This window comes from Candidatus Oscillochloris fontis (assembly GCF_004138135.1).
Taxonomy (GTDB): Bacteria; Chloroflexota; Chloroflexia; order Chloroflexales; family Chloroflexaceae; genus Oscillochloris; species Oscillochloris fontis.
Window position 1 is genome coordinate 1 of sequence record NZ_RYFD01000044.1, and the last position, 15817, is coordinate 15817.

11 protein-coding genes are annotated in these 15817 nt (G+C 61.8%); 3 read left to right on the top strand and 8 right to left on the bottom strand.

Translation table 11 applies throughout. The annotated features are described in order from the left end of the window. Positions 1–223: 223 nt before the first annotated feature. The 3 genes from EKD03_RS14610 (at position 224) to ftsH (ending at position 4251) form a co-directional block, all read left to right on the top strand. Positions 224–1057, top strand: coding sequence for an anti-sigma factor (locus EKD03_RS14610; RefSeq protein WP_129632361.1), 834 nt, complete (start codon positions 224–226; stop codon positions 1055–1057). Continuing rightward, positions 1054–2007: an NAD-dependent epimerase/dehydratase family protein gene (locus EKD03_RS14615; RefSeq protein WP_129632364.1), complete on the top strand. Its 954-nt coding sequence runs from the start codon at positions 1054–1056 to the stop codon at positions 2005–2007. The genes EKD03_RS14610 and EKD03_RS14615 overlap by 4 nt, the downstream gene beginning before the upstream one ends. A gap of 315 nt (positions 2008–2322) precedes the next feature. Further along, a complete protein-coding gene (gene ftsH / locus EKD03_RS14625) occupies positions 2323–4251 on the top strand; it encodes an ATP-dependent zinc metalloprotease FtsH (protein WP_129632370.1) in 1929 nt (642 codons plus the stop codon). Between the two features lie 68 nt (positions 4252–4319). Here ftsH and EKD03_RS14630 read toward each other — a convergent pair whose 3' ends face one another. The 8 genes from EKD03_RS14630 to EKD03_RS14665 form a co-directional block, all read right to left on the bottom strand. Then, positions 4320–5816 (bottom strand): aldehyde dehydrogenase family protein, encoded by a 1497-nt coding sequence (locus EKD03_RS14630; RefSeq protein ID WP_129632373.1) that lies wholly within the window; start codon positions 5814–5816, stop codon positions 4320–4322. An 89-nt stretch (positions 5817–5905) separates the two neighbouring features. Then, a complete protein-coding gene (locus tag EKD03_RS14635; protein ID WP_238613537.1) occupies positions 5906–7162 on the bottom strand; it encodes a phospholipase D-like domain-containing protein in 1257 nt (418 codons plus the stop codon). After that, on the bottom strand, positions 7135–7782 hold the full coding sequence (locus tag EKD03_RS14640) for an alpha/beta hydrolase (protein ID WP_129632379.1): 648 nt from the start codon (positions 7780–7782) through the stop codon (positions 7135–7137). The genes EKD03_RS14635 and EKD03_RS14640 overlap by 28 nt, the downstream gene beginning before the upstream one ends. Positions 7783–7788: 6 nt before the next feature. Then, positions 7789–8370, bottom strand: coding sequence for a LysM peptidoglycan-binding domain-containing protein (locus tag EKD03_RS14645; RefSeq protein WP_129632382.1), 582 nt, complete (start codon positions 8368–8370; stop codon positions 7789–7791). Positions 8371–8395: 25 nt separating this feature from the next. Then, positions 8396–10870: an endonuclease MutS2 gene (locus tag EKD03_RS14650; RefSeq protein WP_129632385.1), complete on the bottom strand. Its 2475-nt coding sequence runs from the start codon at positions 10868–10870 to the stop codon at positions 8396–8398. A 158-nt stretch (positions 10871–11028) separates the two neighbouring features. After that, on the bottom strand, positions 11029–11580 hold the full coding sequence (locus EKD03_RS14655; RefSeq protein ID WP_129632388.1) for a CvpA family protein: 552 nt from the start codon (positions 11578–11580) through the stop codon (positions 11029–11031). 77 nt (positions 11581–11657) lie between these two features. Continuing rightward, on the bottom strand, positions 11658–12593 hold the full coding sequence (locus EKD03_RS14660; protein WP_129632391.1) for an SWIM zinc finger family protein: 936 nt from the start codon (positions 12591–12593) through the stop codon (positions 11658–11660). A 105-nt stretch (positions 12594–12698) separates the two neighbouring features. Continuing rightward, the gene (locus tag EKD03_RS14665; protein WP_202976799.1) at positions 12699–15797 is read right to left on the bottom strand and encodes a DEAD/DEAH box helicase; all 3099 of its coding nucleotides are present in this window, start codon (positions 15795–15797) and stop codon (positions 12699–12701) included. Positions 15798–15817 lie beyond the last annotated feature (20 nt).

Here is a 15817-nt window from a genome sequence, read left to right on the forward strand (position 1 = left end):
CGCTACGGGCGACGCAAGGAGCATGATCTGGCACGAAAGACCGTCTTTATCCGTACATACGTACTGCGTAAGGTGAGATAATCACTATAGAGGTCGAACAGTTCATCGTTTTTCATAGTTCAGATTGTAGCATATCCCTGATTTTCTGGGTGCGTAAGGTGAGTAACTATGTTGAGCAACTTTCTGGTGGCTTCAGGCGTTTAATAAATCGAAAGAGCATGGTATGATGCTACTTGATCCCTTTCATAACCACTTTTATACAAATGGTGTCGTGCATATACTCGGTGCTGGCTCATCGTTGAGTGGCAGCGTGAATAATATGAAGAAATTTTCTTGTCGCAATCTGGAAGCCTATATCGCCGATCATCCCGATCTTGCGCTGCCTCAGGATGTGCAGTATCTGCGGTTGATCGATCACGTGGCAAGTTGTGCGCGCTGTCAGCACGTGTTGCTCGATCAGGTGGCGGATCGCTTGGGTGCGCCGCTGGATCTTCAGCCGGTGGATTGTGATGCCTGTGATGAGGATTTGCCGGCCTATATTGATACCGAGTATGATGAGGGGACGCTGGCGGCAATTAAGTCCTATCCGCATGTCTGGTGGCATCTCTGGACGTGTCGTGAGTGTGCGTCGTCGTATCAGATGATTCTGGCGCTTCAGGCGGCGGAGGCAGCCGGTGAGTTGCCGCCGATTACGTTTGCGAGTCTCCTTACGCCGCAGCCGATTATTCCGCGTTTTGTCTTGCAGCGCTCGGTCTTTGTGCGCACCCTCGTGCCCCAGTTTGGGGTGATGTGGGGCGGTAAGCCGACTGAGACGGTTATTCATGATGATGACCACGCTGATTTTGAGGTGCGTGTGAGTGTTCGCCAGACGGCGGGGCGCTGGGCGGTGGTGGTTCTGGTTGATCCGCCGGTGGTGGGCCACGCGGTGGTGACAATCGGGGCGCATGTTTTCCGCGCTCCGTTTGATGCCCATGGCTGCGCGAGTCTGGAGCCGATTCCGCAGGAGTTGTTGACCAGTTCGGTCGGTGCGGATATGGTGGTGGGGGTTGAGCGGTGATTCTGATTACGGGTTGTGCCGGGTATATCGGGCGTGCCTTGGCGCGGGCGTTGCGCGCTGATGGCCTCGCGGTGCGCGGGATTGATCGCGATGCGGCGGGGCTGGCGGAGTTGGCTGATCTGGGGGTGGATGCGATAACCGCCGATGTGACGAATCGGGTGGTGTTGCGCTCTGCCTTGCAGGATGTGGAGGTGGTCTTTCATCTCGCTGGTTCGCCGTTGGGGACGCCCAAGGAGATTGTGCGCGGTAATGTGGATGCGGCGCAGGCGGTGGCTGAGGAGTGCGCTGGTCGCTCCTCGCTGCGGGCGCTGGTCTTTGCGAGTAGTGGCGCGCTCTACCCCAGTGGTGATGCATGGCTCACCGAGGATGTCGCGCCTGCTCCGGCGTTCCACTATGCCTACGCTAAGGCCGAAGCGGAACGGGTGTTGCTCGCTGCCGCCGCTTCCCAGGCGCTGCCGGTGCTGATTGCGCGCATTGCCGGGGTGTATGGCCCGCACGCTCCGGCGTTGATGATCGATCAGGTGCGCCAGGGTCGCTTTCCGCTGATTGGTGGCGGGATTGGTTTTGCCTCGTATATCCATATTGAGGATACGGTGGCGGCGCTGCGCGCACTGGCGGAATGTGGAACTCCTGGCCAGATCTATAACTTGGCCGATGATCGCCCGGTGCTGATCTGTGATTTTTATGCGGAACTGGCGCGGCTCTTGGGTGGCCCGCCGCCACGTTCATTCTCGCCTACACTGGCTCGCCTCATCCTGGGTGTGGTTACACGCCTCGCTCGTCTGCGCGGTCGCCCGTTGCCCTTGCCGCCCGATTTGGTGGATATGGCGGCGGTGTCGCATCGCATGGCCAACCGCCGTATGCACGCGGAGTTGGGTGTGTCGCTGCGCTATCCGTCGTATCGCGAGGGGTTGCCGACGTGTATCCCCCCGAACCCCCACCGGAGGTGATCCAGATTACATAGTGGTTGTGATCTGGTTCCCTTGAATGGCGCGATTCCTAATGTTATAATACACACGCTATCGGGATGTAGACACCCCCGATGAGGCTTCAGGACATGTGCAACGTCCTTGGGGCTGTGCCCCAAACCCCATTTTTGTTGTTGTTTGGCGGCGAAGCCGCCAAACAACAACAAAAAAGATCTTCGGGGGCGACGAAGCCGCCCCCGAACCCCCACCGGAGGTGACTTTGCACATTCCCTGGAGGGGGCTTTGTCCCTTCTTCGTGTACGGGGTCATTGGCTCACAGAGAGGCGGATTGGGCGTATGAGCGATAATCGCTGGCTCAAAAATAGTTTTGTCTATCTGATCATTCTTGTTGCGGCGCTCGCGCTCTTCTTTCAGTATTTTGGTCAGACCTCGAACCAGAATACGGAGACGGGTATTGCGGAGGTGATCACCGCCGCTAAGGCCGGGAATGTTGAGAGTATCGAGGCTCAGGCGGGCGATGAGCAGATCATCGTGACGTTTAGCGATAATACGACGGTGCGCTCGCGCATGGAGAGCGGCGATAGTATTATGTCGCTGTTGGCCGATTATGGCGTTGATCTCACCAAGAGTGATGGCAAGGAGTTGAAGGTAACGGTGAAGCCCGCTCCGGCATGGGGTGGCTTGCTGAGTATCTTCACGATTCTGTTGCCCACGATCCTGTTGATTGGCTTTTTTATCTTCTTCATGCGCCAAGCCCAGGGGAGCAATAATCAGGCGCTCTCCTTCGGCAAGAGCCGGGCGCGGATGTTCGCTGGCGATAAGCCGACGATTACCTTCGCGGATGTGGCTGGTCAGGAGGAGGCCAAGCAGGATCTCACCGAGATTGTGGAGTTCCTCAAATTCCCCGATAAGTTCGCCGCCCTCGGTGCGCGTATTCCGCGTGGTGTGCTGATGGTTGGCCCTCCCGGTACTGGTAAGACGCTGCTCTCACGCGCGGTTGCCGGTGAGGCCGGGGTGCCCTTCTTTAGTATCTCTGGCTCGGAGTTTGTGGAGATGTTTGTGGGTGTGGGTGCTTCCCGCGTCCGCGATCTCTTCGATCAGGCCAAGCGAAATGCCCCCTGTATCATCTTTATTGATGAGATTGATGCGGTGGGCCGTCAGCGCGGTGCTGGATTGGGTGGTTCCCACGATGAGCGCGAGCAGACCCTCAACCAGATCCTGGTCGAGATGGACGGCTTTGATACGAATACGAATGTGATCGTCGTCGCCGCCACGAACCGCCCCGATGTGCTCGATCCGGCGCTCATTCGCCCCGGTCGTTTCGACCGTCAGGTGGTGCTTGATGCGCCCGATGTGCGCGGGCGGATGGATATTCTCAAGGTGCATGTCAAGGGCAAGCCGCTCTCTGAGGATGTGAACCTCGAAATTATCGCCCGTCTGACCCCCGGTTTCTCTGGTGCCGATCTGATGAATGCGGTCAATGAGGCGGCGATCCTGGCGGCGCGCCGCTCCAAGAAGCGGATCGGGATGTCCGAGCTTCAGGATTCGATTGAGCGTGTGGCGTTGGGTGGCCCCGAACGGCGCTCGCGGGTGATGAGCGACCGCAAGAAGTTGGTGGTGGCCTACCACGAGGCGGGTCATGCGGTGGTGGCGGGTGCCTTGCCCCGCGCCAATAAGCTCCAGAAGGTGACGATCATCCCGCGTGGGCGCGCTGGTGGCTATAACCTCTTCCTCCCTGATGAGGATAACCTGGGCTTGCAGAGTATTGCCTACTTTAAGGCTGATATGACCGTCGCCCTCGGTGGCCGCGCCGCTGAAGAGATTGTCTTTGGCCCTGAAGAGGTGACGACGGGGGCCTCCGGCGATCTGGTGAGTGTCACCCGGACGGCCCGTTCGATGGTGACGCGCTATGGGATGAGTAACCAGCTTGGCCCGATTGTCTTTGGTGAGAAGGAGGAGTTGATCTTCCTTGGCCGTGAGATTAGTGAGCAGCGCAACTATGGTGATGCGGTGGCGCGCCAGATTGATGAGGAGGTACGGCGTCTCGCGGGTGAAGCCTATGAGACTGCGTTCCAGATTCTCATCACCAACCGCGCTGTGCTTGATGATATGGCCAATACGCTGCTGGAGTTTGAGAGCATTGAGGGTGAGCAACTGGCTGAGTTGCTGGGTCGGGTCAAGCGGCTGACGTTGGATATGCCGCGCCCGGTGAGTGGGACGAATCAGACGTCGTCGTTGGGGAGTTCCGACGCGATGTCGGCGTAAAAAATTCGGCCCTCACCCCCCCTGCCCCCCTCTCCCGCGTGCGGGAGAGGGGGGTATTGGTTGCAAATTTACCCCACATTATCTATCTGCGCCCGCTGCAAACTACCACTGAAATCCACGTAGACGCTCTTCCACTCGCTGAAGACATCGAGCATGGTTGGCCCGGCTTCGCGGTGGCCGTTGCCGGTGGCTTTGACGCCGCCAAAGGGCAGGTGGATCTCGGCACCGATTGTGGGCGCGTTGATGTAGACGATGCCGGCCTGGAGTGCCAGCATGGCGCGGTAGGCGGCGTTGATGTCGCGGGTGTAGATCGAGGCCGAGAGGCCATACGCAACATCGTTGGCCACGGCTATCGCCTCTTCCAAACTCGCCACTTCGATCACGCTCAACACCGGCCCGAAGATCTCCTCGCGGGCGATGCGCATCTGTGGGGTGACGCCGGTGAAGACGGTGGGTTGCACGAACCAGCCGTGGGCCAGATCGCCCTCGCTCATGCGCCCGCCGCCACACCGCAGTGTGGCGCCCTCCTGCTGGCCGAGTTCAATATAGCCCAGGACGCGCTGCATCTGTTTCTCGTTCACCAATGGCCCCATCTCGGTCGCTGGGTGTAGCCCGTTGCCCACCCGCAGGTGCTGGGCACGCTCGATGATGCGGGCAACCAGTGGTTCAGCTACGTCTTTATGCACGATCAGGCGGCTGGTGGCGGTGCAACGTTGCCCGGTGGTGCCAAAGGCGGCCCATACGACGCCTTGCATCACCAGATCCATGTCGGCGTCGGGCATGACGATGAGCGGGTTTTTGCCGCCCATCTCTAGGCTGACGCGCTTGATCTGCCTAGCCCCCAGTTCGTAGACGAGCCGCCCAGTGGTGGTGCTGCCAGTAAACGAGATGAGCGGTACGTCGGGGTGTTCGACGAGCGGTTGGCCCGCGCCGGGGCCGTAGCCGGTGACGATGTTGACCACGCCGGGGGGTAGGCCCGCTTCCATCAGCGCTTCGACCAGGTTGTAGGTGCTGACCGCCGCGTCTTCGCCGGGTTTGATCACCACGGTGTTGCCCGCCACCAGTGCGGGCAGCATCTTCCACGAGGCGATGGCCATGGGGAAGTTCCAGGGGGTGATCAGGCCCACGACCCCCAGCGGTTGGCGGATGCTCATCTGGAATTTGTTGGGCATCTCCGAGGGGGTGGTGACGCCGTGCATGCGCCGTCCTTCGCCCCCGGCATACTGGGCCATGCCAATCGCCTCGACAATATCGCCTCCGGCCTCAAAGAGGGGTTTGCCCATCTCGCGGGTCAGGTCGTGGCTGTAGCGCTCCTTGCGCGCCTCAAGGATTGTCGCCGCCCGCAATAGGATCTCACCACGGCGCGGAGCCGGAATCTGGCTCCACGTCGGGAAGGCGGCCTTCGCCGCTGCCACCGCCACATCAACATCCTCGGCGTTACTCTCCTGAAAGACCCCCACAATGTCGCGGGTATCAGCGGGATTGCGCCGCTCGAAGGTCTGGCCGCTGCGGCTGGGGAGAAACGTACCACCGATCAGATTCTGAAAGATACGCGGATTGGACATGGGTCTGCTCCTTGGTATAGTTGGGGCGAAGCATCGCCTACCATGTAGCCTTGGGAACCCGGACAGAATTGGTGGGCGATGCTTCGCCCCTACAAAAACGGCCAGAGGGGTGAGAGCAACAACTCCGAGGCGCGCGCCGCCCAGGAGCGCCGCGCCCAGACATGGGGCATGATCTCATCCGCATTGCTCAGATCGCAGTGGAAGATCGCCTCCATCGAGTGGGCCACATGGGTGTTGAAGATCTCCATATTCACCTCGTAGTTCCCGGCGAGGCTCAGCCGATCTAGGTTGGCGGTGCCGATCATTGACCAGATCGAGTCAATTGTCGCCGATTTGGCGTGAATCATCGCGCCTTGGTAGGCAAAGATGCGAATCCCATTGCGCAGGCAGAGATCAAAGGTATGACGCGCCAACCAGTCGGTGATGACGTGGTTGCTCTTCCATGGTACCAGCACGCGCACATCCACGCCGCGCCGCGCCGCCCGAATCAGAGCATTCAGAATGGCCTCGTCGGGAATAAAGTAGGCTTGGGTCATGAAGATGTGGCGCTGGGACTGCTCAATCGCCTCGATATAGATCGAGCGGATGGGGAAGATCATGCGGACGGGGTCGTTGCGGTAGGCGCGTAGCTCGGACGACCAGGATCGGGGTGGCATGGGGATTTTGGGCTGGCGTGCGGTACGGTTGACGTTCCAGAAGTCTACAAACGAGGCGCCCAGATCATCGGCTTCGGGGCCAACCAAGCGTAGATGGGTGTCGCGCCAATGTACGCGGTAGAGCTCGCCGATGTTGTAGCCGCCCACAAAGGCGATGCGATCATCCACCACCAGGATCTTGCGGTGGTCACGCCCATAGCGGCGGAAGTCGAAGATATGCCAGGGGCGGCGCCATGCGCGGTAGGGTAAGACGTGGACTGTGGGCGGGAAGCGGAAGAAGCGCGATGGCACCACCATGTTGGCGAAGGTATCGTAGATGAGGTAGACCTGCACCCCCGCTTGGGCCTTGCGGATGAGCGCCTGTTTGAAGCGTTCGCCGAGCTCATCGCCCTTCCAGATATAGGTTTCGAGGTAGATCGTCGTAGTGGCGGCCTCGATAGCCTCCAGCATAGCAGCGAAGAGCCGATAGCCCTCGCTATAGATCTGCACCTCGGTACACGAGACAATGGCGGGTGGGGGATGGAAATGGGGGAAGCCTTTGGGCGGCACACGGTTGCGCCGCACCTTCGCTTCTGCCATGAGCACAATGATGAGGAGAACTTGGAGCGTGAAGATGCCACCAAAGACCAGCAACGGTATGCGCCAGACCGTCACATCCACGGCTACTCCGCGAGGCGTTCGGTTAGCCACGCCTGAATCAGCCGCAACCCGTCCATGCTGATCGAGTGGCCAATCGGGTACTCCTGGTAGGTGTGGCGCTGCGCCAGCGCACTCAACATCTCCTGGGTGCGCCGGGCGGCATTGATCGGGATGACCTCGTCCACCGTACCGTGCATTTGCAGGATCGGTAACGTGGCTAACCCCGGTGGCAAGGGGGCATCCAACAAGCCCGGATCGAGGTAGCCGCTGATCGGGATGATCCCGGCGAATAGTTCCGGCTGCATAGCGGCGAGCGCAAAGCTCATGATCGCGCCCTGGCTGAAGCCGAGCAAGTAGGTGCGCTGCGGGTCGGTGCCGAGGCGGGTGGGCAGATCGGCCACGAACTTGGCCAGGACGCTGCGCGCCTGCGCACGGCTGGCCGCATCGGGCACGAGGTTGCCGGGGACGCCGCCCAGGTGGTACCAGGCAAACCCGAAGCCCAGGTTGAGGATGCCACGCGCACTGACAATATGCAGGCGGGGATCGAGATACTCGCCGAGTTCAAAGAGATCATGCTCGTTGCTGCCGTAGCCATGCAGCATGATCAGCAACGGCGCGGGGGTTGTACTCTCTACCTGTGGACGGCGCTCAATGGTGTGGATCTTTGTCATAGTTGGTTATGGGATGATCAACTCCTGGCCGACCCGCAAGGCATCGCCTTGAGCGGGCGTGAGGTTATTGGCCTGGAGAATGGCTTCGATTGAGACCCCAAACTGTTCGGCAATACTGCGCAGGCTATCCCCAGACGCGACGGTATAGGTACGGCCACCCGGCGGCGGTTCGGGGGTTGGCGTGGGAGGCTCCGGCGTCGGCGTGGGGGTTTCGGTGGGCGTCGGCGTGGGTAGCGGGGTGGCGGTTGCCGTCGGGGTCGCCGACGGGCGCGGGGTGAGGGTCGGCAGCACCGAGGGCAGTGGCGGTGGGGCATCGCTGCCATCGGGGGCCAGATCGGCAGGCACGACGACCGGCGCGCCCGAATGGGTACCGGGCAACAGGATGCTCACGTCGCCAATCCGAATCAGCGCCACATCACTCCGGCTGAGCGCCAGCACACTGAGCATGGCGAGAGCAAAGAGGGCGGCGGTGGCACTCAGAAGTTGGCGCTGATCTAAGCGGGGCGCAATAACGCGCAGCCCGATAGCCCCGAAGACGGGCAAGACCAGGGCCAAGAAGAGTAGGAGGTAGGCAAGTAGCTCAGACATAGCGCAGCCATTGTACCATGCTTGGCTACCGATCCACCAGATTGGCCACGGTAACACGATCCCCGCCGTCGCGCCCAGCCGCCGAGTGGAACCCGGTTACCAGCGGGTGGCCTTGCAAAACATCGCGCACCACTTGGCGCAAGGCTCCGGTGCCCTTGCCATGCAAGAGGCGGACTTGGGGTAATCCGGCCAGATAGGCATCGTTGAGGTAGCGATCCAGTTTGTCGGCCACATCATGGGCGCGCCAACCGCGCATGTCGAAGGTCATGGCGACATCATGCACAGGGGGCAGGTTGACGCTACGCGCCGCCGGGCTGTAGTCGCGCTGCGCGGGCTGGTTGGGGTTGGCCTTCTCGCGGCTCAGTTCGCGCAGGTCAACATTCATACGGAAGCCGCCGCACTGCACTGCCGCACTGCCCTCTGCGGTATCAATCGCGACGATCTCGCCCTTGAGGCCCACCGAGCGCACCATAACGGTATCGCCGGGTTGCAGCGGGCGCGGCGCGGTCGGGGCGGGTTGGGCCGGTTGGGCCGGGCGTGGCTTGATCTGTTTGGCCACCGCCGCTTTGGCTTGGCTACTCACCTCAGTCATGCGCTGCTCGGCCTGTTCGAGCCACTGGCGCGAGAGCGACACGCTGCGGAACTCGTCGCGCAGACGGCGCAGTTGCCCACGCACCTCGCGCAACTCATCCTCAAGCTCCTGGTGCGCGGCGGCGATCTCGGCCTCGCGTTGCGCTTCAAACTCGCGCAACTCCGCCGCGAGGCGGTCGCGGTACTTCTCACTATCGGCGCGTAGTTCCTCGGCGCGCCGGATCTCCGCCGCTGCCGCCTCGCGCTCCTGGTGTATCCCGGCCAGCAGATCCTCGATCTGGGCCGCCTCGCGGGTGATCGTGCTGCGTGCGCGCTCGACCAACTCCGAACTCAGCCCCAGACGACTGGCAATCGCCAAGGCGTTGGAGCGCCCTGGCAGGCCGATACTCAGGCGGTAGGTGGGGGCGAGCGTCTCAATATCAAACTCGACCGAGGCGTTTTGCACGCCGGGGGTGTTGTAGGCAAACGCCTTGAGTTCGGCATAGTGGGTGGTGGCCACCCCAAAGACCTCCAACTCCAACAGGCGCTCAATGATCGCCCGCGCCAACGCCGCCCCCTCCACCGGATCGGTTCCCGCGCCTAGCTCGTCCAACAAGACCAGCGCCAATGGAGGTTCGCTATTCAGCAGATCATAGTGATCAGCGTGCCACACCTCCGGGGCCACCTGTGGCTCCTCCAGCGCTCGCAAGACGCGGATGATATTGCTCATGTGCGAGGAGAAGGTACTGAGACTCTGCTCAATACTCTGCTCATCGCCAATATCGGCGAAGATATGCCCAAAGACCGGCATACGAGCGGGCAAACTAGCCGGAATCTGCAAACCAGCCTGCGCCATCAACACGAGCAGGCCGGTAGTTTTGAGGGCGACCGTCTTCCCGCCGGTATTTGGCCCGGTAATCAGCAGCAGGCGGAAGTCGCCCCCCAACCAGATCGAGGTCGGCACGACAGTGCGCGAGTCGAGCAGGGGATGGCGCGCTTCAGTGAGGAAGAGCGGGGCATCGGCACCCGCCGCAGCCTCCACGATCTCTGGGCGCACCGCACGCAGGGCGCAGGAGTAGCGGGCACACGCCAGCGCCAGATCGATCACCGCGAGCGCCTCCACGGCGGCCACGATCAGCGGTGCGCTCGTCGCCACCATCTGCGAGAGCGCGGCCAGGATACGCTGCACCTCCTCGGCCTCCGCCGATTGCAGTTCGCGCCAGCGGTTGTTCAGTTCCAGCACCGCCATCGGCTCGATATAGAGCGTCGCCCCACTACTCGACTGATCATGCACGAGGCCGCGCACATCCTTGCGGTGGCTGGCCTTCACCGGGATCACATAGCGCCCATTGCGTACCGTAATGATCGGTTCCTGGAGCGCACTAGCATAGGACGACGAGCTAATCAGGTGTTGCAACTTCTCTTGCAGACGCCCAAAGGCAACCCGCACCTCGCGGCGTAGATGCGCCAATTCGCTACTGGCGCTATCGAGCACCGCACCATCCTCGCCAATCGCGCCGATGATCTCGGCTTCCAGATGCGGCAGCGTGGGCAAGAAGGTGGCCTGTTCGATCAGCCGAGGAAAGAGCGTGGGATCGAGACGTACCAACCGCGCACGCAGCGCATGGGTAGCGGTGAGGGTAGCGGCAACCTCCAAGAGACTCTGGCCATCCAGGATACCGCCGCGCTCGGCGTGGCGGGCGGCCCGGCGCACATCACGCGCCCCACCAATCGAGAGATCCGGCAACGTATCAATCAGAGTACGCGCCTCGCCGGTGAGCGCTTGGCGTTGGCGTACCTCAGCAATATCGGTGCTTGGTAGGAGCGCCAGCGCCAACTCGCGTGAGGCGGAGAAGGCGGTATGGCGGGCTAACTGCTCGCGGATCTTGGGGAATTCGAGTGTGTGCAGGGTTTGGGATGCAATTGGCATAGGAGTCTCTTGTATTGCTGATTGTGGCGGCTGTGCCGCGTTCGTAGGAGCGCGTCGCGACGCGCCCCTACGCCGCGTTCGTAGGGGCGCGTCGCGACGCGCTCCTACAAACCATAACATAGCTACCCCGCTTCCCCATCCATCGGGCGGCTGATCCGCTACTGGGCCATAAAGATGATCTGAGCCGCATCTGGGAGGATCGGATCAAGAATTGAGTAGACCAAACCCAACAGATCGCGGGCAAAATATTGCAGCACTAGCGAGGTCGCCACCGAATCGCCCAACCAGCGCATGATCGGGAAATCAATGCGGGCACCACCGCGCACAATCATCATGTTGTAGAGCACCGCTGCAAAGGTACCAATAATGAACGTACCCAGGATCATGCCCAAGAACATGCCCCCAGCATGATCGAGGTGCCGAAAGCCACCAGGGAGTTGCGCATAGCGGAAGGTGTACAATCCAGCGGCGGAGAGCGCCAGGAAGCCAAAGAACAAGACGAGAGTGAAGCCAATATACTGGCCCACAAAGCGATCCGCACTAAAGGTCTTAACCAACCACAGACCCATTGCGGTGTAGTAGAGGCTGGCCAATACCAGGCTCAGGTAGAGAGTCACGAGCAGAACTGTCAGCCGGATCATGCCCTGGAAATAGCCAGCGACGAGGCTGCCAACAAAGAGCAGCAGGAAGAGGATATCTATAATATTCATGGATGCCTCCAGACGTGCGTGCAAGTGCCGAAAGAGTGTAGCGATTATAGCATAGGCCCATGCAGTGAGACTAACAATTAGCTCTCTACTGTCCCCTGCTCATCTTTTGGTTGCTCCTCTTCCTCACGGAAGATACGTTCAATTGCGGCGCGACTGAGGGCGCGGTAGATATTGCGCAAGGCCAGTTCGCTATTGGCGGGAGGTACGCCATAGCGCCGGATGAGCGCTAGTTCCACTTCGGGGGCAACGATATGCGGCACAACCGTGTGCAACTCTGGGCCGGGTTCATCAAAGGTGGCGATCTGATCGGCCAGGGTGGGTACTGGATCAACGCGGGCAATCGGGGTTTTGACTGGCCCGGTGGCTTCGGCGCGCCGCGCCCGCAGTGCGGCGATGATCTGCTCCTTCGTTCGCCCACGCAGTTCAAAGATCAGGAACGGATCTTCATCGAAACGCTCACCCAACAAAAAGTAGACCGCCGCAATATGCTTGCACGGGTTGGCGAAATCGGGGCAGGAGCAACTCGTCTCCAGATCGCCCGAACGGGTTGGAAAGAGGGCCACGCGAGCGGCGGCGAAGGCTTCTTCGATCTCATGCGGCATCTCACCGGCCAGCAGTTTAGCGGTGAAGAGCGCCTGCTCGGCCATCGCTTTGATCGCGTGACGCCACTGGGCATCGGTGAGCGGCGCGATGGAGAGCGTGACTTTGTAGGGGGTGCGTTGGCTACCCTGCACCCGCGCCGTCACCCGACCGGGTGTGATGTCAATATTGAGCACTGCGCCATTGCGGGCATAGTTACGCCCACGGGTCAGGCGGGTACCATACCCGAAGCCCTCCAGAATCTCGATCCACCGCTTGGCCCACCACGATTCGCCAAAGTCACCGCGCTGGCTCTTGGCGCGGATGCCATTGGCCGGGATGCGCGGGCGGCGCTCTGGGCGGCGTTCTGGGCGACGCTCTATGCGGCGCTCCGGCTTGTTCTCGTTGGTTCTAGCGCCTCTGCGTCGAGACATTCGCTACCCTTCCTACTCGGCCTCTTCACCATTGTCTTGAAGGGGCAAAGCATCGCCCTAAGCCAGCCACTCTTCCCCTACCACATGGCGGACGATGCTTTGCCCCTACTCGGCCTCGCGGCGCAACGCCACGAGTTCGCGCAACTGATCGGTGCTCAACTCGGTCAGCCAGGCTTCACCCGCCCCCAAGACCTGCGCCGCGAGAGCGCGTTTGCCCTCGATCATCTCATCAATCTTCTCTTCAAGCGTACCACTAGAGACAAACTTATGCACCTGGACGTTGCGCGTCTGGCCAATGCGGAAGGATCGGTCGGTGGCCTGATCCTCCACCGCCGGGTTCCACCAGCGATCAAAGTGGAAGACGTGCGAGGCCCGCGTGAGGTTGAGGCCGACCCCACCAGCTTTGAGCGAGAGAATGAAGATCGGCGGCCCCTCTGGGGCTTGGAAGCGGCGGACCATTCCATCACGCGATTTGGGCGGGGTGCCACCATGCAGGAAGAGCACCTCTTGGCCTAAGCGCTGGTTTAAGTGGGCCTGAAGCAGCGTCCCCATCTCGGCAAACTGGGTGAAGATGAGGGCGCGATCTTCAGCCGCGATCACCTCTTCCAACATCTCGTCCAGGCGCGCCAGTTTGCCTGAGCGCTCGGCCAACTTGGAGCCATCCTTGAGGAAGTGGGCCGGGTGGTTGCAGATCTGTTTGAGTTTGGTGAGCATCGCCAGCACCAAGCCGCGCCGACGGCTCTGCGCGGCTTCACTATCGGCATCGGCGATCTCGCTCAGCGCCTCGCGCACCGTCGCCTCGTAGAGCGTGGCCTGCTCCTGGGTCAGCGGCACAAAGACCCGCATCTCCAACTTCTCCGGCAGGTCACTGATGATGCTGCGGTCGGTTTTGAGGCGGCGCAGAATGAATGGCGCGGTGAGGTGGCGCAACTGCGCGGCAACCTCCGCATCGCCGGTGCGCTCGATGGGGCGGGCGAAATTGCGCCGGAACTCGGTCTCGCCGCCCAGGTAGCCGGGGTTGAGGAAGGCCATGATGCTCCACAACTCAGACAGGCGGTTCTCGACCGGAGTGCCGGTGAGGGCTACCCGCGCCTCGGCGCGGATGGCACGCGCCGACTGCGCCTGGCGGGTATCACTATTCTTGATGTTCTGGGCCTCATCGAGGATGGCCATGCGCCAATCGAGCGCCGTCAGGCTCTCGCGGTCGCGGGCCAGCAGGGGGTAACTGGTGATCACCACATCGTGGGCGGCGGCCACCTGTTCCAACTCATCACCCCGGTGGCGCTCGGCACCTTGGTGGAGATGCACGCGCAGTGAGGGGGCAAAGCGCGCTAACTCGCGCTGCCAGTTGCCCATTACTGAGGTCGGGCAGACCAGCAGGGTCGGGCCGGCCTTGGGGGCGATACGGCGATCATGCAGGAGCAGCGCAATCGCCTCGGCGGTCTTGCCAAGGCCCATATCATCAGCCAGACATGCGCCCATCCCAAAGCGGCGCATAAAGGCCATCCAGGCCAGACCGCGCAACTGGTAGGGGCGCAGGGTACCCTGAAAATCGGCGGGCTGCGGGAGTTGTTCGATGGTCTCGGTATTGGCGAGCGCACGCAGCAGATCGCCCAGATCTCCTTCAGCATCCACGCCACCAAAGGCGAGGCCGGGCGGCAGATCATCGGCCACCCCAGCCAGCCCCATGCGCAGCAGTTCGGCCATGGTCAACTCGCCGCCGCCCTTGGCAAAGAGATCGAGCGCCTTGCGGGTCTGATCGGGATCGAGCACCACCCACTCACCACGCACCTGCACGAGCGGTTGCTTGAGCGCCACGAGGCGTTCAAATTCGGCCTGATCAATCGGCTCCTCGCCCACACTCAATTCCCAGCGGAAATCAATCATGCTCTGGAAACTGAGCCGACTCGGCCCACGTCCATTTTGGCGCTTCATCTTGCGCGGCGTTGCCTTGGCACGCGCCTTGAGCCGCCCCGCATCACCCCACCACGCAGGCACCAGTACACCAAAACCGCTCTGTTCGAGCAGCGGGGCACCATCCTTGAGGAAGGCGAATGCCTCCTCAATACTTAGGCTGGCATGGTCGGGAGCCTTATCGCGCAGACTACGCTCAATCGCCGGAACCAGCCGAGCGGCAAAGGCGAGCGCCCGCAGCATACGTTCCTGGGGATGCGTAAAGCGGCGATCCAGATAGATAAAATGCTGGCCGCGCTCGCGCCAGATCTGGGTCGCCGGAACCAGCAGGCTGGGATCATCAATCGCCTGGAGCATATAGCGCAGCGCCCACGGCGAATAGGCATCACTCGGAGCCTCAAGGCGGAAGGTGATGCGGAAGGTCTCATCCCCGGCCACTTGTTCCTGGCCCGCCCACGCATTCCAGGCACGAAAGAGTTCATCCGCCTCGCGGCCACGCAGATGGAGACTAGAATCGCGATCAAGCAGCGCCACCATCCAAGCCGCGCCGGGCGAAGGCGGTAAGCTGCGCCATGCTGCGAGTTGCGCCGAGGCTGCCGGGTCATTGATTGCCACTTGGCGAACCAGCGCATCCACACTTGCCGTCAGGAAGGCATCGAGCAACATACGCGGAGCCGGAGCCGCCTCCAGGCTATCGGTCACAGCGCGACAGAGCGGGGGCATCGCGCTGCGCAACGCGGCGATCTTACGCGCCAGCGCAGGCACGGGACGCGGCTCCCAGCATGCCCGCAGGCCACCACCATCACGGATGAGCGCGGGGAGGATCTGCTGCCCAGCGACCAGTTCCACCGCCAGGAGCGCGGCGACGCGCCACACGCGCAGATCTGCCCCGAAGCCATGATCGGAGACCGGCGGCAAGAGCAACTCCAACGCCTGAGATGGCGTTAAGAGCAGGCCACGCACGCGCCAGGGCGCAAGCGTCGGCTGCCCAGCGGGAATTTCGGCACCGGCTTGGCGCAACTCGCGCAGTGGTAAGGGCTGCCCCAGCACCGACGGGAGCCAGATCGTGCGCTCGGCAAAGGGCGGAATGCGCGCACTCGCCAGCAGATCGGCCACGCGCACCTGAAGCGCGTCGGTATGGGCTTGGGCCGGATGCGGTGGATGACCGGGACGACGACGATGACGCGACCGACGCGGCATCCGTTCCGCCAATTCCCCCCAGACAAAGAGACGGCCCTCAGCGGGCAGCCAGGTGCCGTGCAACACGGCGGGTGGGGCTGCAATCGACATACATCTGTTTCATACTACGA